This window comes from Streptomyces akebiae, assembly GCF_019599145.1.
Classification (GTDB): domain Bacteria; phylum Actinomycetota; class Actinomycetes; order Streptomycetales; family Streptomycetaceae; genus Streptomyces; species Streptomyces akebiae.
Map to the genome: position 1 here is coordinate 8,464,500 of NZ_CP080647.1, position 21,871 is coordinate 8,486,370.

At 70.7% G+C, this 21,871-nt stretch carries 20 protein-coding genes; 16 read left to right on the plus strand and 4 right to left on the minus strand.

What is annotated here, in order from left to right:
- Positions 1 to 23: 23 nt before the first annotated feature.
- The gene (locus K1J60_RS36755) at positions 24 to 752 is read right to left on the minus strand and encodes a 3'-5' exonuclease (protein ID WP_220649976.1); all 729 of its coding nucleotides are present in this window, start codon (positions 750 to 752) and stop codon (positions 24 to 26) included.
- A gap of 168 nt (positions 753 to 920) precedes the next feature.
- Here K1J60_RS36755 and K1J60_RS36760 point away from each other — a divergent pair, with 168 nt between their 5' ends.
- The 3 genes from K1J60_RS36760 (at position 921) to thrS (ending at position 4,836) form a co-directional block, all read left to right on the plus strand.
- The gene (locus tag K1J60_RS36760) at positions 921 to 1,487 is read left to right on the plus strand and encodes a DUF4365 domain-containing protein (RefSeq protein WP_220649977.1); all 567 of its coding nucleotides are present in this window, start codon (positions 921 to 923) and stop codon (positions 1,485 to 1,487) included.
- Positions 1,484 to 2,755, plus strand: a complete 1,272-nt coding sequence (locus tag K1J60_RS36765) for a hypothetical protein (protein ID WP_398683822.1) — start codon at positions 1,484 to 1,486, stop codon at positions 2,753 to 2,755. Before K1J60_RS36760 ends, K1J60_RS36765 begins: the two co-directional genes overlap by 4 nt.
- A gap of 104 nt (positions 2,756 to 2,859) precedes the next feature.
- The gene (gene thrS / locus K1J60_RS36770; RefSeq protein WP_220649978.1) at positions 2,860 to 4,836 is read left to right on the plus strand and encodes a threonine--tRNA ligase; all 1,977 of its coding nucleotides are present in this window, start codon (positions 2,860 to 2,862) and stop codon (positions 4,834 to 4,836) included.
- A gap of 41 nt (positions 4,837 to 4,877) precedes the next feature.
- Here thrS and K1J60_RS36775 read toward each other — a convergent pair whose 3' ends face one another.
- Positions 4,878 to 5,534 carry a potassium channel family protein gene (locus K1J60_RS36775; protein WP_220649979.1) on the minus strand — a complete coding sequence of 219 codons (657 nt, stop codon included), beginning with the start codon at positions 5,532 to 5,534 and terminating at the stop codon, positions 4,878 to 4,880.
- A 67-nt stretch (positions 5,535 to 5,601) separates the two neighbouring features.
- Between K1J60_RS36775 and K1J60_RS36780 the strand changes: the two genes are divergently transcribed.
- Positions 5,602 to 6,162 carry an HIT family protein gene (locus tag K1J60_RS36780; RefSeq protein WP_220649980.1) on the plus strand — a complete coding sequence of 187 codons (561 nt, stop codon included), beginning with the start codon at positions 5,602 to 5,604 and terminating at the stop codon, positions 6,160 to 6,162.
- A 168-nt stretch (positions 6,163 to 6,330) separates the two neighbouring features.
- Here K1J60_RS36780 and K1J60_RS36785 read toward each other — a convergent pair whose 3' ends face one another.
- Both K1J60_RS36785 and K1J60_RS36790 read right to left on the minus strand, forming a co-directional pair.
- Entirely contained in the window at positions 6,331 to 8,001 is a 1,671-nt protein-coding gene (locus K1J60_RS36785; RefSeq protein ID WP_220649981.1) for a hypothetical protein, read from the minus strand.
- Positions 8,002 to 8,258: 257 nt separating this feature from the next.
- The gene (locus K1J60_RS36790; protein WP_220649982.1) at positions 8,259 to 10,457 is read right to left on the minus strand and encodes an elongation factor G-like protein EF-G2; all 2,199 of its coding nucleotides are present in this window, start codon (positions 10,455 to 10,457) and stop codon (positions 8,259 to 8,261) included.
- A 275-nt stretch (positions 10,458 to 10,732) separates the two neighbouring features.
- Here K1J60_RS36790 and pgsA point away from each other — a divergent pair, with 275 nt between their 5' ends.
- From pgsA to secD, 12 genes are all read left to right on the plus strand, one after another.
- Positions 10,733 to 11,428 (plus strand): phosphatidylinositol phosphate synthase, encoded by a 696-nt coding sequence (gene pgsA, locus K1J60_RS36795; RefSeq protein ID WP_398683824.1) that lies wholly within the window; start codon positions 10,733 to 10,735, stop codon positions 11,426 to 11,428.
- Positions 11,425 to 12,450, plus strand: a complete 1,026-nt coding sequence (locus K1J60_RS36800) for a phosphatidylinositol mannoside acyltransferase (protein ID WP_259408072.1) — start codon at positions 11,425 to 11,427, stop codon at positions 12,448 to 12,450. The genes pgsA and K1J60_RS36800 overlap by 4 nt, the downstream gene beginning before the upstream one ends.
- Positions 12,447 to 13,607: a glycosyltransferase family 4 protein gene (locus K1J60_RS36805; protein ID WP_220649984.1), complete on the plus strand. Its 1,161-nt coding sequence runs from the start codon at positions 12,447 to 12,449 to the stop codon at positions 13,605 to 13,607. The genes K1J60_RS36800 and K1J60_RS36805 overlap by 4 nt, the downstream gene beginning before the upstream one ends.
- 101 nt (positions 13,608 to 13,708) lie before the next feature.
- Positions 13,709 to 14,254: a LemA family protein gene (locus K1J60_RS36810; protein ID WP_220649985.1), complete on the plus strand. Its 546-nt coding sequence runs from the start codon at positions 13,709 to 13,711 to the stop codon at positions 14,252 to 14,254.
- Between the two features lie 271 nt (positions 14,255 to 14,525).
- Positions 14,526 to 15,443 (plus strand): pyridoxal 5'-phosphate synthase lyase subunit PdxS, encoded by a 918-nt coding sequence (pdxS, locus tag K1J60_RS36815; RefSeq protein ID WP_033532596.1) that lies wholly within the window; start codon positions 14,526 to 14,528, stop codon positions 15,441 to 15,443.
- Between the two features lie 6 nt (positions 15,444 to 15,449).
- Positions 15,450 to 16,058: a pyridoxal 5'-phosphate synthase glutaminase subunit PdxT gene (gene pdxT / locus K1J60_RS36820; protein ID WP_220649986.1), complete on the plus strand. Its 609-nt coding sequence runs from the start codon at positions 15,450 to 15,452 to the stop codon at positions 16,056 to 16,058.
- Positions 16,059 to 16,106: 48 nt separating this feature from the next.
- A complete protein-coding gene (locus K1J60_RS36825; RefSeq protein WP_220649987.1) occupies positions 16,107 to 16,859 on the plus strand; it encodes a YebC/PmpR family DNA-binding transcriptional regulator in 753 nt (250 codons plus the stop codon).
- Positions 16,860 to 17,001: 142 nt separating this feature from the next.
- Complete coding sequence (gene ruvC, locus K1J60_RS36830) at positions 17,002 to 17,532, plus strand: crossover junction endodeoxyribonuclease RuvC (protein ID WP_220649988.1); 531 nt, start codon at positions 17,002 to 17,004, stop codon at positions 17,530 to 17,532.
- Positions 17,529 to 18,134: a Holliday junction branch migration protein RuvA gene (gene ruvA / locus K1J60_RS36835; RefSeq protein ID WP_220649989.1), complete on the plus strand. Its 606-nt coding sequence runs from the start codon at positions 17,529 to 17,531 to the stop codon at positions 18,132 to 18,134. Before ruvC ends, ruvA begins: the two co-directional genes overlap by 4 nt.
- Positions 18,135 to 18,219: 85 nt before the next feature.
- Positions 18,220 to 19,290, plus strand: a complete 1,071-nt coding sequence (ruvB, locus tag K1J60_RS36840) for a Holliday junction branch migration DNA helicase RuvB (RefSeq protein WP_220649990.1) — start codon at positions 18,220 to 18,222, stop codon at positions 19,288 to 19,290.
- A 174-nt stretch (positions 19,291 to 19,464) separates the two neighbouring features.
- The gene (yajC, locus tag K1J60_RS36845; protein ID WP_220649991.1) at positions 19,465 to 19,959 is read left to right on the plus strand and encodes a preprotein translocase subunit YajC; all 495 of its coding nucleotides are present in this window, start codon (positions 19,465 to 19,467) and stop codon (positions 19,957 to 19,959) included.
- A 132-nt stretch (positions 19,960 to 20,091) separates the two neighbouring features.
- Positions 20,092 to 21,870: a protein translocase subunit SecD gene (gene secD / locus K1J60_RS36850; RefSeq protein WP_220649992.1), complete on the plus strand. Its 1,779-nt coding sequence runs from the start codon at positions 20,092 to 20,094 to the stop codon at positions 21,868 to 21,870.
- The last annotated feature ends 1 nt before the right edge of the window (position 21,871 follow it).

Sequence of the window (21,871 nt, forward strand, 5' to 3'; positions counted from 1 at the left end):
CCGCAGCTGCGGACCGGCCTTTCTCATGCCGCGGCGGCCGGCAGGTCCGGGCGCAACGGCCATGCCGGGTCCACCGACTCCTCCGTGCCGCTGCGGGCGAACCAGGCCTGCAGACCGCGGGCCTGGGCCGCGTGCCAGACGGCCTGCAGAGTGTGCAGTTCGGCGGGGGAGAGGCGGGCGAGCCGGGTCGCGAAACGGTGACCCACCGCGCGTACGACGTCCATCGCCGCCTGCGCGTCGGCCGCCGCGTCGTGCGCGCCGTCCAGCGACACCTCGTAGTGCGCGCACAGATCGGTGAGCGTGCGCCGACCCTTGCGATAGCGGTCCAGATGCTTGTCCAGGACCCGCGGGTCGAGGACCCGCAACGGAGTCGTCTCGAACCAGTGGTCCAGCGACGAGGCGCGATGCCGTCGCAACTCGCGGTCCAGCAGGGTCAGATCGAACGGCGCGTTCATCACCACCAGCGGACGGCCGCGCACCGCCTGCTCGGCCAGCGCCCTGGCTATCTCCTCCATCACCGGCGCCGGCCAACGGCCGTCGCGCTGCAACCGCTCGTCCGTCAGCCCGTGCACCGCCGTCGCCGCGGCGGGCACCGGCACGCCCGGGTTCACCAGCCACCGGGTCACCCGGGGGCGGGTGCCGGGCGCGTCCTGGACGACGACGGCGGCCGACACGATCCGGTCGGTCTCGACGTCCACGCCCGTGGTCTCCGTGTCGAACGCCGCCAAGGGCCCCTCGTACCAACACGTCATGTGTCCACAACTCCTCGTTCACCCACGGCAGCTGACGCCCCGTCTTCTGCCAGTTTGGTGATACCCGGGCTGTTTGCGCCGTACGCCGGACGGAGACAACAGAAGTACGGGTCTGCGCAGTTCAGCGGCCCGGCACGGGGAAACACCTGTAGGGGAAGGCTGTTGGTCATGGCCATTGCGCAGCCCGAGCGGGGCGGGCTGCTGCCCGAGCACGCGGCACCGGTCCGCGGCTCCCTCGCCACCACCGCCTGCATGGAGACCCTGCAGGTGGGATATCTGCACGCGGTGGCTGCCGCGGCCGGCTGCTCGCTGTCCCAGCCCTTTCCGGACAACGGCATCGACTGGCACGTCAGTCACGGCTCGCCCGGTCACACCGTCGACGACGAGGTGACCATCAAGGTGCAGCTCAAGGCCACCTACCAGCTGGCGCCGGACCCCCCGGGCCGCTTCTTCTCCTTCACCCTCGACAACGAGCATCTGGCGAAGCTCGCCCGCACCCCCGTCTCGGTGCACAAGATCCTGGTCGTGATGATCGTCCCCAGGTCGCAGGAGCAGTGGCTGCGGGCCGGCCACGACCGGCTCGACCTGCGGCACTGCTGCTACTGGACCAATCTCGCCGGACACCCGATCACCGGTCGGCGCCGCACCACCGTGCGCGTCCCGACCTCGCGCATCTTCGACGACCGTGCGCTCTGCGAGATCATGACGCGGGTCGGAACGGGAGGCAGACCGTGACCCACGGCCCCATCGACGACGGCCCACGACCGCGGACCGCGGGCGCGCGCAGCCCCATCAACCAGCCCGTGGGTCCCGCGCGACCCCACCCCGTCGAACCCACCTGGACCCAGCCGCCAGAGCCCGCGCAGGTGGACCCCGCCGTGCTGGGCGTCCTGCTGCGACGGCACGGGTGGCAGCGGCGCGGCGGAGCCACCGGGCGGTACGGACGCTGGACCCCGCCCGAGCCGGCCGGGCGTGGCATGAGTCTGCTCGTGCCGGAGAACCGGGCCTTCCCCGACAGCGACGACCTGCTCGGCGAGGCACTCACGGCACTGTCCCGGAGCGGGTCGCCCGCCGCACGGGACGTGCTGATCGCCCTCACCGTGCCCAGCGACGAGATCCACTGGTGGCGGGACGTCCCCACCGGCCCGCTGGGCACCGCCTCCTGGGTGGTGGAGGACCAACTGCGCTCCGCCGCACGCCAGATGCTCCTCGCGGCGGCCCTGGCCACCCGCGCACGAGCCGGTTACCACGGCGCCCGGCACCGCCTGCCCGCCGCCGCCTCGCTCGACGGTGTCCTCGTCGGCGCCGCCCCCGGAGGCCGCCGGCTGACCGCCTTCGTCCCGGTCGCCACCGGCCGCCCCTTGGCCTTACGACTCCACCAGGCCCTGTACGCCGCCCGCGAGGCCATCGACTACCAGCGCGCCACCGGCGGCATGGACGCCTTCGACGGCGCCGTCGAAGCAGGGGTCAGCCACGAGCTGACCGAGGCCCTCGTCACCCTCGTCCGCGGCACCGAGGGCGCCCGCGTCGCCGTCGACTGGGCACCCGCCGCCGGGGTCCCCGAGGGCGGTGCGACACCGGCCGACCCCGTCGAGTTCTCCCCGGGCGACCTGCCCGTGCTGCGCGAGGCCGGGGCCCGCTATCTCCGCGCGGAACCCCCGATGCCCGTACGGATCACCGGGGCCGTGGTGCGGATGCGCCGGTCGGCGGCGCGCGGCGAGGGCACGGTGCGGCTGCGGGTCATCGCCGGTGCCGAGGTCCCGCACGTCCGCATGACCCTGGACGAGGAGTCGTACCGGATCGCGGGGCAGGCCCATCTCGTCGGTCTGCCGGTCCGGGTGCACGGCCGGCTGGAGAGCCGGGGCGGCTTCCGGCGGCTGACGAACGCCGACGGGATCGCCCCCGTGCAGGTCGACGAAGCCGAACGGGACCGGCTGATGAAGTCGCTCCAGGAGACCGCGGAGATCACGGCCTTCTTCGAGGAGGCGTGCGGAGGGGACTGACCGCGTCCGCCTTAACCGTTTCGCAGAGGGCACCCCCGGCTCGGTACGATTCGGGGACCACCTACGAAAATCCGTGGGTGGTCCCCTTCAGTCAGGAGAGACCGGTGTCCGACGTCCGTGTGATCATCCAACGCGATTCCGAGCGGGAAGAGCGCGTGGTGACGACGGGCACTACGGCCGCCGACCTCTTCGCCGGCGAGCGGACCATCGTCGCCGCCCGCGTGGCCGGAGAGCTGAAGGACCTCGCGTACGAGGTGAAGGACGGCGAGACCGTCGAGAGCGTGGAGATCTCCTCCGAGGACGGTCTCAACATCCTGCGCCACTCCACCGCGCACGTCATGGCCCAGGCGGTGCAGGAACTGTTCCCCGAGGCGAAGCTGGGCATCGGCCCGCCGGTCCGGGACGGGTTCTACTACGACTTCGACGTGGAGAAGCCGTTCACGCCCGAGGATCTCAAGGCCATCGAGAAGAAGATGCAGGAGATCCAGAAGCGCGGCCAGCGCTTCTCCCGCCGCGTCGTCTCCGACGAGGCGGCCCGCGAGGAACTGGCGAACGAGCCGTACAAGCTGGAGTTGATCGGCCTCAAGGGTTCGGCATCCTCCGACGACGGCGCGGACGTCGAGGTCGGCGCCGGCGAGCTGACGATCTACGACAACCTGGACGCCAAGACCGGTGACCTGTGCTGGAAGGACCTCTGCCGAGGCCCCCACCTCCCCACCACCCGCAACATCCCGGCGTTCAAGCTGATGCGCAACGCCGCCGCGTACTGGCGCGGCAGCGAGAAGAACCCGATGCTCCAGCGCATCTACGGCACCGCCTGGCCCTCCAAGGAGGAGCTGAAGGCGCACCTCGACTTCCTCGCCGAGGCCGAGAAGCGCGACCACCGCAAGCTGGGCAACGAACTCGACCTGTTCTCCATCCCGGACGAGATCGGCTCCGGCCTCGCCGTCTTCCACCCCAAGGGCGGCATCATCCGCCGGGTCATGGAGGACTACTCGCGCCGCCGGCACGAGGAGGAGGGCTACGAGTTCGTCTACACCCCGCACGCCACGAAGGGGAAGCTCTTCGAGGTCTCGGGCCACCTGGACTGGTACGCCGACGGCATGTACCCGCCCATGCAGCTCGACGAGGGCGTGGACTACTACCTCAAGCCCATGAACTGCCCGATGCACAACCTGATCTTCGACGCGCGCGGCCGCTCCTACCGTGAACTGCCGCTGCGCCTGTTCGAGTTCGGGACCGTGTACCGGTACGAGAAGTCGGGCGTCGTGCACGGCCTGACCCGGGCCCGCGGCTTCACCCAGGACGACGCGCACATCTACTGCACCCGTGAGCAGATGGCGGACGAACTCGACAAGACGCTCACCTTCGTCCTCAACCTGCTGCGCGACTACGGCCTCACCGACTTCTACCTGGAGCTGTCCACCAAGGACCCGGAGAAGTTCGTCGGCTCGGACGAGGCGTGGGAGGAGGCCACCGAGACGCTCCGCCAGGTCGCCGAGAAGCAGGGCCTCCCGCTGGTCCCGGACCCGGGCGGCGCCGCGTTCTACGGCCCGAAGATCTCCGTCCAGGCCAAGGACGCGATCGGCCGTACCTGGCAGATGTCCACGGTCCAGCTCGACTTCAACCTGCCCGAGCGCTTCGACCTGGAGTACACCGGCCCGGACGGCTCCAAGCAGCGTCCGGTCATGATCCACCGCGCGCTGTTCGGCTCGATCGAGCGCTTCTTCGCGGTGCTCCTGGAGCACTACGCGGGCGCCTTCCCGGCGTGGCTGGCCCCCGTCCAGGCCGTCGGCATCCCGATCGGCGACGCGCACGTGGAGTACCTGCAGAGGTTCGCCGCCGAGGCGAAGAAGAAGGGCCTCCGCGTCGACGTCGACGCCTCCTCCGACCGCATGCAGAAGAAGATCCGCAACGCCCAGAAGGCGAAGGTGCCCTTCATGGTCATCGCGGGCGACGAGGACATGGCGGCCGGTGCCGTCTCCTTCCGCTACCGCGACGGCTCGCAGGAGAACGGCATCCCCGTCGAGGAGGCCATCGCGAAGATCGCGCAGGTCGTGGCGGACCGCGTCCAGATCTGAGGCGTACCCGCGCCGAGGCCGAGGTGAGGCCCTCGGGAAGCTCAGCTCTCCGGGGGCCTCTGCTCGTCCTCCCGCATGAACACCTGGATCAGCCACGACCCGAACGACCCCGTCACCGTGCCGAGCAGGGCCAGACCGCACGCCATGAGGAGGACGGCGATCGTCCGGCCCATCGGGGTCACGGGGGCGACGTCGCCGTACCCCACCGTGGCGAGCGTGGCGCAGGTCCACCAGACGGCGTCGCCGAACGTGACGATCGACGCGTTCGGCGCCGTGTGTTCATGCTGGTAGACGGCGAGGGCGCCGGTGAAGCCGAGCAGGGTCACGGACAGGCCCGCGTAGACCGCAACGCGCGCGTGCAGCGAGAGCCGGGGCCGGTCGTGGCCACGCTGCATGGCGTCGTGGATCTGCACGACACACAAGGGGCGCAGCAGCGGCAGTACGAGCACGATGGTGTCCAGCCAGTGGACGCGCACGAACTTCAGGCCCAGCCCGCTGAGCCGCCAGCGCATCGCGTAGTCGAGGACGAAGACCGCCCAGCACAGCACCGTCACCGCGAGACAGAGGTTGAGCCACCTCTGGGGGAGGTCATTGGCCAGTACCCGTACCGCGTAGGAGGCGAGGAAGAGGGCCGACGCCCCGGTGAGCACGTGTCCCGTGCGGCGCCCCCGGGAGAGCGCGCGGCTGTCGTGGTCCATCGCCTCAGCTTGGCCCCGGCCGTTCCGCGCCGGTACCCGGCGACACGCCGCGAACGGGCGAAGTCATATGCTGCACTGCATGACGAGTGAGCCGGAGCAGCAGATCGGAGTGGGGACGCAGGACGCGTTCCAGCGCCTGTGGACGCCCCATCGGATGGCGTACATCCAGGGCGAGAACAAGCCGACCGGTCCCGGGGCCGAAGACGGCTGTCCGTTCTGCTCGATCCCGGCCACATCGGATGAGGACGGCCTGGTCATCAGGCGCGGGGAGCACGTGTACGCGGTGCTCAACCTCTACCCGTACAACGGCGGCCACCTCATGGTCGTGCCCTACCGGCACGTCGCCGACTACACGGACCTCACCGTGTCGGAGACCGCTGAGCTGGCCGAGCTGACCAAGCAGTCCATGACCGCCCTGCGCACCGCCTCCGGCGCCCACGGCTTCAACATCGGCATGAACCAGGGTTCGGTCGCGGGAGCCGGCATCGCGGCCCACCTCCACCAGCACATCGTGCCGCGCTGGGGCGGCGACACCAATTTCATGCCGGTCGTCGGCCACACGCGGATCCTGCCGCAACTCCTGGCCGACACGAGGAAGATGCTGGCGGAGGCGTGGCCCACGGTGTGACCGCCGGGTCAGGTGGTTGTCCATCCGCGGGTGCGTGGGGCTTCTCGCGCGGTTCCCCGCGCCCCTGACGGACCAGGCCCCACCCACCCGCACCCGACATCGGCCCCCGACCCCCGACATCGGCCCCCAACCCCCACACACCCGCTTCCGCCCAAGCGAGCGCAGCGCTCACGCGTCGTAGAGGTCCGCCTTCCGCGGCGTCGGATCCTGCACCGCCCCGCTGAGGAACCCGGCCCGGGAACCGAACTTCTCGGTGTCCACGCCGTTCTCCTTGAGCACCTTGATCGCGGCGTTGTGCACCACGCGGAGCACCGGCGTGGCGGCGCGCAGCGCGTCGTCGGCCATGAAGCGGTGCCGCCACGGCTGGTCGGCCCAGGCGTGCCGCAGGCCGAACGGCTCGGGCAGGCCCATCGAACCGCCGAGCCAGTTGAGCAGCGGCGGGTACCAGGTCAGAGGGGCGCGCGCGGCGAGCCGTACGACCTCGTCGGCGTCGACGAGGGGGAGCTTGATCTTGCGCGTCTCCCAGAAGCGCAGCGACTTCTGGACTTCCTTCTCCTTTGCCGCGGGACCGGTCGTGAACAGTCCGTGCACCGGACCCAGGGCGTGCCCGGTCACCTCGATGCGGAGCGTCTGGTGCAGCACGGTGACCGTGACCAGCATGGTGATGATCAACTGCCCGTCCCAGAGGGTCCATTGGACTCCCAGGTAGTGGCGGTTGCCGCTGCCGAAGTGCTGCTTGTTGCAGATCTCCTGTATGGCGTGCGTCTTGTACTGGTACGCGTCCACGTCGGTGCTGTCGGGCCGGGCCACGGCGCCCGCGCCCTCGCCGATGGGGCTCACGATCCAGTGCTTGATGGAAGGGGCCGTGAAACCACCGGTGTTGAGGGGGGTGCGCTCCAGCATGCGCAGCTGGTCGTGGATGGCGCGTATGACGTCCCAGCTGCGGAACGGGTGGATCTCCTTGCCGGAGTCGGCCGGCACGAGGTCCTCGGCGAGCTGCCAGCTGCCCCAGCGGGTGCCCATACCCAGGATGCCCTTGGGGCCGGCGTAGAAGACGAGGTTGGAGCGCTGCTCGGCGCTGAGCCGGGCCAGCTCCTTGCGCAACTGCTCGGCCTTGGTCTCGCCGGGGCTGCCGGGCACCGCCTCGGGGATCTTGGCGCCGACACCACCGCCCGCCAGCAGGCCGGACCAGCGGTCCCGCAGGTCCTTGGCGGCGCGCTCACAGATCTGCTTGGCCCAGAACCAGCCGACCACCGGAAGCACCACGCACGCACGCGCGTACCAGGCCCAGAAGCCGTCGAAGGGCATCTTGAGCAGGAAGATCACGGCGAGGGCGCCCACCGCGACCAGCAGGGTGGTGCCGAGCGCGCCCGCCCGCTTGTCCTCACGCTTGGCGACCGTCGTACGGATCTGGAAGACCAGCAGCCACAGCAGGAGCCCGGGAAGGAAGAGCAGGCCGCACAGGACCATGATCGCCGACAGCCAGTTGTCGCGCTCCCGGCGGATGTTGTTCGCCGCGAGGCAGTGCTCGACGACGACCTGCGGCTCCATGCCGAAGGACTGGATGAGCGGTTTGCGGCCCGCGCCGACCATCCGGTCCCGCACCGCCAGGGAGAAGGCCTCCCCGAGGTTCGGCCGGAAGATGGTCGCCCACTTGCGGCCGGGTTTGACCGTGGACTTGTGCCAGTCGTTGTTGGCCTTGAGGATCTCCGCGATCTCGTTGTCCCGGTAGGCCGCGGACGCCAGGGCGTACGTCGCCGCGGTCTGGCCCGCGGCGCCCGTCAGTGGCACCTGTGCCCCGGGAGAGAAATCGAATTCGTCCGCCACCGCCGCCCCCATCGCCGCACACTCGCTCCTGCGGCTCTTCCCGACTTCCGTGCTCCGCACACCTGTTGATCAGGTCATAGCCTGATCTGGGCCTGATCGAGCCATACTTGTCGATCAGGTGATCAGCGTATCCGTAGCCATGGACATCGCGCGGCGCGGGGAACGGACATTCACGGAACCCACCGGTGGACGGCCGTGGCCGTCCACCGTGAGGTCACCGCTGTCCTTTCGTCCACCGGGTCCCGAACCCCTCCGGTCAGTTCTCCCTGTCAGTTCTCCCCGGTCTGTTCCCGGAGCTTCTCGGCGACATGCGACGGCATCGGCTCGTGCCGCGTGTACCGGCGGCCGAAGCGCGCGGTGCCGTGGGAGAGCGACCGCAGATCGACGGCGTACCGGTCGATCTCGATCTCCGGTACCTCGGCCCGGACGAGGGTGCGTCCGCCGCCCGCCTGCTCGGTGCCGACGACCCGGCCGCGCCGACCGGACAGATCGCTCATCACCGGGCCCACGTACGAGTCGCCGACCAGGACCGACACCTCGGCCACCGGCTCCAGCAGGTGGATCTTCGCGTCGGCGGCGGCCTCGCGCAGCGCCAGCGCGCCCGCCGTCTGGAACGCGGCGTCCGAGGAGTCCACCGAGTGCGCCTTGCCGTCGCGCAGCGTGATCCGTACGTCGATGAGCGGATAACCGGCCGCTACACCCTTCGCGGCCTGCGCCCGTACCCCCTTCTCGACGGACGGGATGAACTGCCGGGGCACCGCGCCGCCGACGACCTTGTCGACGAACTCGATGCCGGAACCGCCGGGCAGTGGCTCCACCTCGATCTCGCAGATCGCGTACTGCCCGTGTCCACCGGACTGCTTCACGTGCCGGCCCCGGCCCGCCGACCTGTCGGCGAACGTCTCCCGCAGGGAGACCCGGTGCGGTATGACGTCGACCTGGACGCCGTAGCGGCTGCGCAGCCGTTCCAGCGCCACGTCGGCGTGCGCCTCGCCCAGGCACCAGAGGACGACCTGGTGCGTGTCCTGGTTCTGTTCGAGCCGCATGGTCGGGTCCTCGGCGACCAGCCGGGCGAGGCCCTGGGAGAGCTTGTCCTCGTCGGCCTTGCTGTGTGCCTCGATGGCGAGCGGCAGCAACGGGTCCGGCATCTCCCACGGCTCCATGAGCAGCGGGTCGTCCTTGGCCGAGAGCGTGTCCCCGGTCTCCGCGCGGTTCAGTTTCGCCACGCACGCCAGGTCGCCCGCGATGCAGTGGGTGAGGGTCCGCTGCTGTTTGCCGAACGGGGCGGACAGGGCGCCGATCCGCTCGTCGACGTCGTGGTCCTCGTGCCCGCGGTCGGCCAGACCGTGCCCGGAGACATGCACCGTCACGTCGGGGCGCAGCGTCCCGGAGAAGACCCGTACCAGGGAGATCCGGCCCACATAGGGGTCGCTGGCGGTCTTCACGACCTCGGCGACCAACGGTCCGTCCGGGTCGCAGGCCGACGTGATCTCGCGGGGCCGGCCCTCGGGGGTGGTGACCGTGGGTGTCTCGCGCTCCAGGGGGGTGGGGAAGCCGCCGGTGATCAGTTCGAGGAGCTCGACCGTGCCGATGCCCTGTTTGGCGCCGTCGGCCGCCGGGGCGGCGGCCAGCACCGGGTGGAAGACCCCGCGCGCGACGGCCCGCTCCAGGTCGTCGACGAGTGTCTTGACGTCGATGGCCTCGCCGCCGAGATAGCGGTCCATGAGGGTCTCGTCCTCGCTCTCGGCGATGATCCCCTCGATGAGCCGGTTGCGGGCCTCGTCGATCGCAGGCAGCTGCTCCGGGCCGGGCTCGGACTCCTTGCGCTCGCCGGAGGAGTAGTCGTAGAGCTTCTGCGACAGCAGCCCGGTCAGCCCGGTCACGGGCGCGTGCCCGTCGGGGCCCTGGGGGCCGTGCAGCGGCAGATAGAGCGGAAGGACGGCGTCGGGGTCGTCCCCGCCGAACGTGTCCGCACAGATCCGGGTCATCTCCTCGAAGTCCGACCGCGCGGCCTCCAGGTGCGTGATCACGATCGCCCGCGGCATGCCGACCGCCGCGCACTCCTCCCACACCATGCGGGTCGAGCCGTCGACGCCGTCCGAGGCCGAGACGACGAAAAGGGCCGCGTCCGCCGCTCGCAGACCGGCCCTGAGTTCCCCGACGAAGTCGGCGTATCCGGGGGTGTCCAACAGATTGATCTTGTATCCGCCCCATTCGACGGGGACGAGGGAGAGTTGCACCGAGCGTTGCTGCCGGTGTTCGATCTCGTCGTAGTCGGAGACGGTGCCGCCGTCCTCCACGCGGCCCGCCCGGTTCACCGCCCCCGCCGTCAGCGCGAGAGCCTCCACCAGGGTCGTCTTGCCCGAACCGGAGTGGCCGACCAGCACCACATTCCGTACGGACGCGGGGTGGTCGGCCGCCGTAGCCCTGCCGGCGGCTCCGGGATGTGCGTTCGCCTTGTCGCCCATGATCCTGCCTCCCGTGCACGGTGAGGTCACTGTGGGCGCGGACATGCGGATCCGCGTGCGGTGGCGGCTCCGATGACGCCCGCGGTGTCTTCGAGCTTGGCACTCGCGTCACGGTGCGTCCATACGAAGGACGTGATCGCTCCTCGCGGACCCGGTCACGCCCGTGGGACACGGCGGGCTGGTGCCCGACGGTCGCACACGCGCGCGCGTGGCTACGATGGGCCAGCCGGATGGCCAGCAGGGGCCATGCGGCGACACCGACCCTCGGGAAGGCCATGCTGAACAAGTACGCGCGTGCATTCTTCACGCGTGTCCTCACACCGTTCGCCGCGTTTTTGATCCGCAGGGGCGTCAGCCCCGACACGGTCACCCTCATCGGCACCGCCGGAGTGATCGCGGGTGCGCTGGTCTTCTACCCCCGGGGCGAGTTCTTCTGGGGCACGATCGTCATCACGCTGTTCGTGTTCTCGGACCTCGTCGACGGCAACATGGCCCGTCAGATGGGCCGCTCCAGCCGCTGGGGGGCCTTCCTCGACTCCACGCTCGACCGGGTGGCCGACGGCGCGATCTTCGGCGGCTTCGCTCTCTGGTACGCGGGCAAGGGCGACGACCTCGCCCTGTGCGCCGTCTCGATCTTCTGTCTGGCGAGCGGCCAGGTGGTGTCCTACACCAAGGCGCGAGGCGAGTCGATCGGCCTGCCGGTGGCGGTCAACGGGCTGGTGGAGCGCGCCGAGCGTCTGGTGATCTCGCTGGTCGCGGCCGGACTCTCCGGACTGCACGCCTTCGGGGTGCCCGGCATCGACGTCCTGCTGCCCATCGCCCTGTGGATCGTCGCCGTCGGCAGCCTCGTCACGCTGATCCAGCGCGTGGTCACGGTCCGCCGCGAGTCCGCCGAGGCCGAGGCGGAGGCCGCCGCCGCGACCGCACAGGAGACCCCGGACACCGCCCACAACAGCGAGGCGACCCCGTGAGCGCTCTGCGGGACCGGCTGACCGACGGGCTGTACGGCCTGGGCTGGAGCACGGTGAAGAAGCTCCCCGAGCCCGTCGCCGTACGCCTCGGCCGGACGATCGCCGACGCCACCTGGAAGCGTCGTGGCCCCCTCGTGCGCCGCCTGGAGGCCAACTACGCGCGCGTGGTGCCCGGCGCGGGCCCGGAGCGCCTGGCCGAGCTGTCCCGCGCGGGCATGCGTTCGTACCTGCGCTACTGGATGGAGTCCTTCCGGCTCCCCGCCTGGAGCGAGGAGCGGATCAGGAGCGGCGTCACGGTCCAGGACATCCACCACGTCACCGACGGCCTCGCCGCCGGCCGGGGCGTCGTCCTCGCGCTGCCGCACCTGGCCAACTGGGACCTCGCCGGCGCCTGGGTCACCACCGAGCTGAAGACCCCGTTCACGACGGTCGCCGAACGCCTCAAGCCCGAGACGCTCTACGACCGGTTCGTCGCCTACCGCGAGGGCCTCGGCATGGAGGTCCTGCCGCACAGCGGCGGATCCGCCTTCGGCACGCTGGCGCGGCGGCTGCGCGACGGCGGCCTGGTCTGCCTGGTCGCCGACCGCGACCTGTCCGCGTCCGGCGTCGAGGTCGACTTCTTCGGCGAACCCACCCGCATGCCCGGCGGACCGGCTCTCCTCGCCCAGCACACCGGCGCGCTGCTGCTGCCGGCGACGCTCTGGTACGACGACTCGCCCGTCATGCGGGGACGCGTGCATGCCCCGGTCGAGGTACCCGGGACAGGTACCCGCGCCGAGAAGACGTCTGTCATGACACAGGCGCTGGCAGACGCCTTCGCCGCCGGCATCGCCGACCACCCGGAGGACTGGCACATGCTCCAGCGCTTGTGGCTCGCGGACCTCGACTCCGCGAAGAGTCCCGACGGCCCGACGACACCCGCACCTAGGCCGGCGACGGGTCCCGTGACCGGTTCCGCGACGGACACCGCGCGTACTCCGCGGGCGGACACCGCGACGGACTCCGAGAAGGGACGCCCGTGAAGATCGGGATCGTCTGCCCGTACTCCTGGGACGTGCCCGGGGGAGTCCAGTTCCACATCCGCGACCTGGCCGACCACCTCATCCGCCTCGGCCACGAGGTGTCGGTGCTCGCCCCCGCCGACGACGACACACCGCTGCCGCCGTACGTCGTCTCGGCGGGCCGCGCGGTCCCGGTGCCCTACAACGGCTCGGTGGCCCGCCTGAACTTCGGGTTCCTGTCGGCGGCGAGGGTACGGCGCTGGCTGCACGACGGCACGTTCGACGTGATCCACATCCACGAGCCGGCCTCCCCGTCGCTCGGCCTGCTGGCCTGCTGGGCCGCGCAGGGCCCGATCGTGGCCACCTTCCACACCTCCAACCCGCGCTCCCGGGCGATGATCGCGGCCTACCCGATCCTCCAGCCCGCGCTGGAGAAGATCAGCGCGCGGATCGCGGTGAGCGAGTACGCCCGCCGCACCCTGGTCGAACACCTGGGCGGCGACGCGGTCGTCATCCCGAACGGCGTCGACGTCGACTTCTTCGCCCGCGCCAAGCCCAACCCCGACTGGCAGGGCGACACGCTCGGCTTCGTCGGCCGCATCGACGAACCCCGCAAGGGACTGCCGGTCCTGATGAGGGCACTCCCGAAGATCCTCGCCGAGCGCCCCCGGACCCGGCTGCTGGTCGCCGGGCGCGGGGACGAGGAGGAGGCGGTCGAGACCCTGCCCAAGGAACTGCGCTCCCGCGTCGAGTTCCTCGGCATGGTCAGCGACGAGGACAAGGCCCGCTTCCTGCGCAGCGCCGACGTCTACGTCGCCCCCAACACCGGCGGCGAGAGCTTCGGCATCATCCTCGTCGAGGCCATGTCCGCCGGCGCCCCCGTCCTCGCCTCCGACCTCGACGCCTTCGCCCAGGTCCTCGATCAGGGCACCGCGGGCGAGCTCTTCGCCAACGAGGACGCCGACGCCCTCGCGACCGCCGCCGTGCGCCTCCTCGGCGACCCGGACCGCCGTGCCGAACTCCGCGAACGGGGCAGCGCCCACGTCCGCCGGTTCGACTGGTCCACCGTCGGCGCCGACATCCTCGGTGTCTACGAGACCGTCACGGAGGGCGCCGCGTCGGTGGCGGCGGACGAACGGGTCGGACTGCGGGCGCGGTTGGGGCTGGCCCGGGAATGACTCCGGCGGGTGCGGGGGCCGGACGCGCGCTTCCCCCGCCCCGCGCGGAGCGCTGAACTCGGACGTGGCGGTGGGGGGCACCGGTAGTAGCCTTGCCGCCCGTGACTTCCACACTCATCTGGATCGCGGTCGTCCTGTTCGCGATCGGCCTGTACCTGAGCTGGACCGCGGGACGCCTCGACCGGCTGCACGCGCGCATCGACGCCGCCCGTGCCGCGCTCGACGCGCAGCTGCTGCGCCGCGCGTCGGTCGCCCAGGAACTGGCCACGTCCGGGGTGCTGGACCCGGCCGCCTCGATCGTCCTCTACGAGGCGGCGCACGCGGCCCGGCAGGCCGAGGAAGAGCAGCGCGAGGTCGCCGAGAGCGAGCTGAGCCAGGCACTGCGGGCCGTGTTCGCGGACGCGCAGCAGGTGGAGGTGGTGCGCGAGGCGCCGGGGGGCGAGGACGCGGCGAACGAGCTGGCCCAGGCGGTTCGTCGGGTGCCGATGGCGCGACGCTTCCACAACGACGCGGTGCGGGCGGCGCGGGCGTTGCGTCGGCATCGCAAGGTCCGCTGGTTCCGGCTCGCCGGGCACGCGCCGTTCCCGATGGCCTTCGAGATGGACGACGAGCCGCCGGTTGCCCTGGCCGACCGGGCCACGGCCTGACTTCTGGGCGCCTCATGGCTCGGGGGTGCCGGTTTCGTCGGCGGGTGCGGGCCCGGTGGGGCTTCTCACGCGGTTCCCCGCTCCCCTGAAGCCCAGGCCCTGCTTTTCAGGGGCGCGGGGAACCACGCGACCAGCCCCCACGCACCCGCACCCGACAACGCACCCCCCACAAAACGATCCACCGCCTTCCCATTGGCCCTTGCCGTGGCCTGCTCCCCTCGCGTTTCCTCGGTGATTGCAGAAACCCCCTTCCCCGAGCGAGGTCAAACCCGTGTCCAGCACGCTCTCCAACTCCGCCGCCCAGACCCCCGAGACCGGCACCGCCCGCGTGAAGCGCGGCATGGCCGAGCAGCTCAAGGGCGGTGTGATCATGGACGTCGTCACCCCGGAGCAGGCCAAGATCGCCGAGGACGCGGGCGCGGTCGCGGTCATGGCCCTGGAGCGGGTCCCCGCAGACATCCGCAAGGACGGCGGCGTGGCCCGGATGTCCGACCCCGACATGATCGAGGGCATCATCGAGGCCGTCTCCATCCCCGTCATGGCCAAGTCCCGCATCGGCCACTTCGTCGAGGCCCAGGTCCTGCAGTCCCTCGGCGTCGACTACATCGACGAGTCCGAGGTCCTCACCCCGGCCGACGAGGTCAACCACTCCGACAAGTGGGCCTTCACCACCCCCTTCGTCTGCGGTGCCACCAACCTCGGCGAGGCCCTGCGCCGCATAGCCGAGGGCGCCGCCATGATCCGCTCCAAGGGCGAGGCCGGAACCGGCAACGTCGTCGAGGCCGTCCGGCACCTGCGCCAGATCAAGAACGAGATCGCCAAGCTGCGCGGCTTCGACAACAACGAGCTGTACGCCGCCGCCAAGGAGCTGCGCGCCCCGTACGAGCTGGTCAAGGAGGTCTCCGAGCTGGGCAAGCTCCCGGTGGTGCTGTTCTCCGCCGGTGGTGTGGCCACCCCGGCCGACGCCGCGCTGATGCGCCAGCTCGGGGCCGAGGGCGTCTTCGTGGGCTCCGGCATCTTCAAGTCCGGCGACCCGGCCAAGCGCGCCGCCGCCATCGTGAAGGCGACCACCTTCTACGACGACCCGAAGATCATCGCGGACGCCTCCCGCAACCTGGGCGAGGCCATGGTCGGCATCAACTGCGACACCCTCCCCGAGGCCGAGCGCTACGCGAACCGGGGCTGGTAAGCACCCATGAGCGACACCCCCGTCATAGGCGTCCTGGCACTCCAGGGCGACGTACGGGAGCACCTCGTCGCCCTGGCCGCGGCCGACGCCGTGGCCAGGCCGGTGCGGCGCCCCGAGGAACTCGCCGAGGTGGACGGCCTCATCATCCCCGGCGGCGAGTCCACCACCATCTCCAAGCTCGCCGTCCTCTTCGGCGTCATGGAGCCCCTCCGCGCGCGCGTGCGCGACGGCATGCCCGTGTACGGCACCTGCGCCGGCCTGATCATGCTCGCCGACAAGATCCTCGACCCGCGCTCGGGCCAGGAGACCATCGGCGGCATCGACATGATCGTGCGCCGCAACGCCTTCGGGCGCCAGAACGAGTCCTTCGAAGCGGCGGTCGACGTGAAGGGCGTCGAGGGCGATCCCGTGGAGGGCGTCTTCATCCGCGCCCCCTGGGTGGAGTCCGTGGGCGCGGAGACGGAGGTGCTGGCCGAGCACGACGGTCACATCGTCGCCGTACGCCAGGGCAACGCCCTCGCCACCTCCTTCCACCCGGAACTGACCGGCGACCACCGGCTGCACGCCCTCTTTGTCGACATGGTGCACGCGAACCGGGTGGCGGAGTCCTTGTAGGATCTCTGGGGTTCGTACGGAGTTGGGTAACGCGAAGGAGACAGGCAGATGTCCGGCCACTCTAAATGGGCTACGACGAAGCACAAGAAGGCCGTGATCGACGCCAAGCGCGGCAAGCTCTTCGCGAAGCTGATCAAGAACATCGAGGTCGCCGCACGGATGGGCGGCGTCGACCTCGAAGGCAACCCCACGCTCTACGACGCCGTGCAGAAGGCGAAGAAGCAGTCGGTTCCCAACAAGAACATCGACTCCGCGATCAAGCGTGGCGGCGGCCTGGAGGCCGGTGGCGCCGACTACGAGACGATCATGTACGAGGGCTACGGTCCCAACGGTGTCGCGGTGCTCATCGAGTGCCTCACCGACAACCGCAACCGCGCCGCCTCGGACGTCCGTGTCGCCATGACCCGCAACGGCGGCTCGATGGCCGACCCGGGCTCCGTCTCGTACCTCTTCAACCGCAAGGGCGTCGTGATCGTCCCCAAGGGCGAGCTGTCCGAGGACGACGTCCTGGAGGTCGTGCTCGACGCCGGTGCCGAGGAGGTCAACGACCTGGGCGAGTCCTTCGAGGTGCTCAGCGAGGCCACCGACCTGGTCGCGGTCCGCACCTCCCTCCAGGAGGCCGGCATCGACTACGACTCCGCCGAGGCCAACTTCGTCCCGACCATGCAGGTCGAGCTGGACGAGGAGGGCGCCAAGAAGATCTTCAAGCTGATCGACGCCCTGGAGGACAGCGACGACGTCCAGAACGTCTTCGCCAACTTCGACGTCAGCGACGACGTGATGGCCAAGGTCGACGCGTAGCGCAGCCGGGAGCCGAGCGGGCTTCCCGGCCGACGGGCTTCAACGGGCCGACGGGACGCACCCCGTCGGCCCGTCGCGTTGTCGGCCGTTGTCAGTGGCACCCGATAGCCTGCGGAAATCAGGAGATCGATGGGAGGGGCGCGTGCGCGTACTGGGGGTGGACCCGGGACTGACCCGCTGCGGTGTCGGGGTCGTGGAGGGCGTCGCCGGACGACCTCTCACCATGCTCGGCGTCGGTGTCGTCCGTACGCCCGCGGACGCGGAGTTGGGGCACCGCCTCGTCGCGATCGAGCAGGGCATCGAGCGGTGGCTCGACGAACACCACCCCGAATGCGTCGCCGTGGAACGGGTGTTCAGCCAGCACAACGTCCGGACGGTCATGGGCACCGCCCAGGCCAGCGCCGTCGCCATGCTGTGCGCCGCACGCCGCGGCATCCCCGTCGCCCTGCACACGCCCAGCGAGGTCAAGGCCGCCGTCACCGGCAGCGGCCGCGCCGACAAGGCCCAGGTCGGCGCCATGGTCACCCGTCTCCTCCGGCTCGACGCACCACCGAAACCGGCGGATGCCGCCGACGCCCTCGCCCTCGCCATCTGCCACATCTGGCGGGCCCCCGCCCAGAACCGCCTCCAGCAGGCCGTGGCCCTGCACGCATCGAAAGGCCGTACGTCATGATCGCCTTCGTCAGCGGCCCGGTCGCCGCCCTCGCCCCGGACTCCGCGGTGGTCGAGGTGGGCGGGATCGGCATCGCGGTCCAGTGCACGCCCAACACGTTGTCCGGACTCCGCATGGGGCAGCCGGCCAAGCTCGCCACCTCCCTGGTGGTCCGCGAGGACTCGCTCACGCTGTACGGCTTCGTCGACGACGACGAGCGCCAGGTCTTCGAACTGCTGCAGACCGCGAGCGGCGTGGGCCCGCGCCTGGCGCAGGCGATGCTCGCCGTGCACACCCCGGACGCCCTGCGTCGAGCGGTGGCCACCGGTGACGAGAAGGCACTGATCGCCGTCCCCGGCATCGGCAAGAAGGGTGCCCAGAAGCTGCTGTTGGAGCTGAAGGACCGCCTGGGCGAGCCGGTGGGCGCCCCCGCGATCGGCGCCCCGGTCACCCAGGGCTGGCGCGACCAGTTGCACGCGGCGCTGATCGGCCTCGGGTACGCCACCCGCGAGGCCGACGAAGCCGTGTCGGCCGTGACCCCCCAGGCCGAGGCCACCGAAGGCACGCCCCAGGTGGGCCAGTTGCTGAAGGCTGCCCTCCAGACCCTCAACAGAGCCCGCTGACCGCTCTGTCGAGGCTCGTGCGCCACCCGCACGCCCCCCGGCCACCCCTCCGCTCCATCCGACCGCGAACCGCGAGGCACACGCAATGAACTGGGACGACACGACCGACGACACCGCCCCCGAGCGCCTGGTGGGCTCCGTCGCCGACCGTGAGGACCAGGCCGTCGAGGCCGCCCTGCGCCCCAAGGACCTCGACGAGTTCATCGGTCAGGAGAAGGTCCGCGAGCAGCTCGACCTGGTCCTGCGGGCGGCACGCGCGCGCGGGGCCACCGCCGACCATGTCCTGCTCTCCGGTGCCCCGGGCCTCGGCAAGACCACGCTCTCGATGATCATCGCGGCCGAGATGGGCGCCCCCATCCGGATCACCTCCGGCCCCGCCATCCAGCACGCCGGCGACCTCGCCGCGATCCTCTCCTCCCTCCAGGAGGGAGAGGTCCTCTTCCTCGACGAGATCCACCGCATGTCCCGGCCCGCCGAGGAGATGCTGTACATGGCGATGGAGGACTTCCGCGTCGACGTGATCGTCGGCAAGGGCCCCGGCGCCACCGCGATCCCCCTCGAACTGCCGCCCTTCACCCTGGTCGGCGCCACCACGCGCGCGGGACTGCTGCCGCCGCCGCTGCGCGACCGCTTCGGCTTCACCGCGCACATGGAGTTCTACGAGCCCGCCGAACTGGAACGGGTCATCCACCGCTCGGCGAACCTGCTCGACGTCGAGATCGACACGGACGGCGCCGCCGAGATCGCGGGCCGCTCCCGCGGCACCCCCCGTATCGCCAACCGCCTGCTGCGCCGGGTACGGGACTACGCGCAGGTCAAGGCGGACGGCTTCATCACGCGCGACATCGCCGGGGCCGCCCTCGCCGTCTACGAGGTGGACGCCCGCGGCCTCGACCGCCTCGACCGGGGCGTCCTCGAAGCCCTGCTCAAGCTCTTCGGCGGCGGACCCGTCGGCCTCTCGACCCTCGCCGTCGCCGTGGGGGAGGAGCGCGAGACCGTCGAGGAGGTCGCCGAGCCCTTCCTCGTCCGCGAGGGACTGCTCGCCCGGACCCCCCGCGGCCGGGTCGCGACCCCCGCCGCCTGGGCCCATCTCGGACTCACCCCGCCACGCGGCACGACCGGCGGAAACGGACAACAGGACCTGTTCGGGGCGTGACCGTCTCGTGACGGCGCGGTACTCGCCCGGCATGGAACCCCGGTGACATGCTGTGCGTTGTTCCATCACGGTGGACTCGCTTAGACTCCGCCGATGCCGCCCTTGTCGGCAGCACACATACCCCCAACCATCAGGCCGCTCGCCATCGCGGTCGTGTGAAGGAAGTTCCGACCCGTGAGTCTCGTGACCCTCCTCCCGTTCATCGTGCTCATCGGGGCCATGATCCTGATGACCCGATCGGCCAAGAAGAAGCAGCAGCAGGCCGTCGACATGCGGAACCAGATGCAGCCCGGTTCCGGCGTCCGCACGATCGGGGGCATGTACGCGACCGTCAAGGAGGTCAGCGAGGACACGGTCCTCCTCGACGCCGGGCCGGGCGTCGAGCTGCTGTTCGCCAAGAACTCCATCGGTGCCGTCCTGAGCGACGAGGAGTACAACCGCATCGTCCACGGCATCGAGCACGACCTGAAGTCCGACGTCGTCCCGGACGACGCCTCCTCCCTCACCGAGACCGACGAGCCCTCCGACGACGCTTCCGCCGCTTCCGACGACAAGCCCATCGACCTCGGCAAGAAGGACGCGTCCGACGACGCGGCCGACGAGACCGCCGAGGCGAAGGCCGACGAAGCAGAGCCGAAGAAGACCGACGGCGAGTCCGACGCGAAGTAGTCACGTCCCGGGAGTGCGAGCGAGAACCGCCCGCGCCCCGGGCACGTGCCGTTTTCGCCGGATTCCCGACACAAGTCATGGCCGTCCCCGCGCTGACCCCGCGCACGACGGCCCGAGAGGGAGTACGAGAAGGTGGCAGCACCGAAGAAGGGCCGGAGCGCGAGCGCCCAGAGCAAGCCTGGGCGCGCGCTGGCCCTCATCCTGATCGCCCTTGTGGCGCTCACCGGGGGAATGTTCGCCTCCGGACACACCACTCCGCGTCTCGGTATCGACCTCGCCGGTGGTACGAGCATCACACTGACGGCGATCAACGAGCCCGGCCAGCCCAACGCGATCAACAAGACCAACATGGACACCGCGGTCGAGATCATGAACCGCCGTGTCAACGGTCTGGGCGTGTCCGAGGCGGAGGTCCAGACCCAGGGCAATGAGAACATCATTGTCAACATCCCCAAGGGCACGGATTCCGAAGAGGCCAGGGACCAGGTCGGTACCACCGCGAAGCTGTACTTCCGTCCCGTCCTCCAGAGCCAGGTCGGCTCCGGTGCGACGGAGAACCCCACCGCCTCGCCGAGCACCAGCCCCAGTGGCAGCGGCTCGCCGAGCCCGTCGAGCTCCGACGGCAAGGACGAGGCCACCGAGCCCGGGGCCGGCGACTCCGCCAGCCCGTCGTCCTCCGCCACGTCGCAGGGCCGTGCGCTCACCGACGCGCTGAAGGCCGACCCCACGCCGTCGGGCAGCGGCTCGGCGTCCGCCAAGGCCTCCGACGACGCCTCCCCGTCCGCGACCCCGAGCGCCGACGCCGCGACCCAGGCGATCCAGGCCAAGTTCGCCGCCCTCGACTGCAACGACCCGAAGCAGCGCGCCGAGGCCGGCAAGGGCAAGACCACCGACGTCGTCGTGGCCTGCGGCCAGGACAACGGCAGCTGGAGCAAGTTCGTCCTCGGCCCGGTCGGGGTCGACGGCACCGAGGTCGAGAAGGCCCAGGCGCTGCTCGACACGCAGAGCGGCACCGGCTGGCAGGTCGTCATGGACTTCGACTCCAAGGGCGCCGACAAGTTCGCCGACATCACCGGCCAGCTGGCGACGCAGACCTCCCCGCAGAACGAGTTCGCGATCGTCCTCGACGACGAGGTCGTCTCCCACCCCTACGTGCAGGCGGCGGTCACCGGCGGCAAGGCCGAGATCTCCGGCAGCTTCACGCAGGAGGAGGCCCAGAACCTCGCCAACATGCTGTCCTACGGCGCGCTCCCGCTGACCTTCAAGGAGTCCAGCGTCACCACCGTCAGCCCCGCGCTCGGCGGTGAGCAGCTGCAGGCCGGTCTGATCGCCGGTGCGATCGGTCTGGCCCTGGTCGTGATCTACCTGGTCGTCTACTACCGCGGCCTTTCGCTCATCGCCATCGCCTCGCTGCTGGTCTCGGCGGTCCTGACCTACGTGATCATGGCGCTGCTCGGCCCGACCATCAACTTCGCGCTGAACCTCCCGGCGGTCTGCGGTGCGATCGTCGCGATCGGTATCACCGCGGACTCGTTCATCGTGTACTTCGAACGCGTCCGGGACGAGATCCGCGAGGGCCGCACGCTGCGTCCCGCCGTCGAGCGGGCCTGGCCCCGTGCCCGGCGCACCATCCTGGTCTCCGACTTCGTCTCGTTCCTCTCCGCCGCGGTGCTCTTCATCGTGACCGTCGGCAAGGTCCAGGGCTTCGCGTTCACGCTGGGCCTGACGACCGTGCTCGACGTCGTGGTCGTCTTCTTCTTCACGAAGCCGCTCCTGACCCTGCTGGCCCGCACCAAGTTCTTCGGCAACGGCCACAGCTGGTCCGGTCTCGACCCGAAGCGACTGGGTGCGCGGCCGCCGCTGCGCCGCACCCGCCGTCCCGTCGTCCCCGCCGACCCGAAGGAGGCCTGAG

Coding starts and splice junctions, on each gene's coding strand:
- K1J60_RS36780 (WP_220649980.1), top strand. CDS start 5,602: ATGCTGCACTGCATGACGAGTGAGCCGGAGCAGCAGATCGGAGTGGGG.
- K1J60_RS36755 (WP_220649976.1), bottom strand. CDS start 752: ATGACGTGTTGGTACGAGGGGCCCTTGGCGGCGTTCGACACGGAGACC.
- pgsA (WP_398683824.1), top strand. CDS start 10,733: ATGCTGAACAAGTACGCGCGTGCATTCTTCACGCGTGTCCTCACACCG.
- ruvB (WP_220649990.1), top strand. CDS start 18,220: ATGAACTGGGACGACACGACCGACGACACCGCCCCCGAGCGCCTGGTG.
- K1J60_RS36790 (WP_220649982.1), bottom strand. CDS start 10,457: ATGGGCGACAAGGCGAACGCACATCCCGGAGCCGCCGGCAGGGCTACG.
- pdxT (WP_220649986.1), top strand. CDS start 15,450: ATGAGCGACACCCCCGTCATAGGCGTCCTGGCACTCCAGGGCGACGTA.
- K1J60_RS36775 (WP_220649979.1), bottom strand. CDS start 5,534: ATGGACCACGACAGCCGCGCGCTCTCCCGGGGGCGCCGCACGGGACAC.
- K1J60_RS36785 (WP_220649981.1), bottom strand. CDS start 8,001: ATGGGGGCGGCGGTGGCGGACGAATTCGATTTCTCTCCCGGGGCACAG.
- ruvA (WP_220649989.1), top strand. CDS start 17,529: ATGATCGCCTTCGTCAGCGGCCCGGTCGCCGCCCTCGCCCCGGACTCC.
- K1J60_RS36760 (WP_220649977.1), top strand. CDS start 921: ATGGCCATTGCGCAGCCCGAGCGGGGCGGGCTGCTGCCCGAGCACGCG.
- K1J60_RS36825 (WP_220649987.1), top strand. CDS start 16,107: ATGTCCGGCCACTCTAAATGGGCTACGACGAAGCACAAGAAGGCCGTG.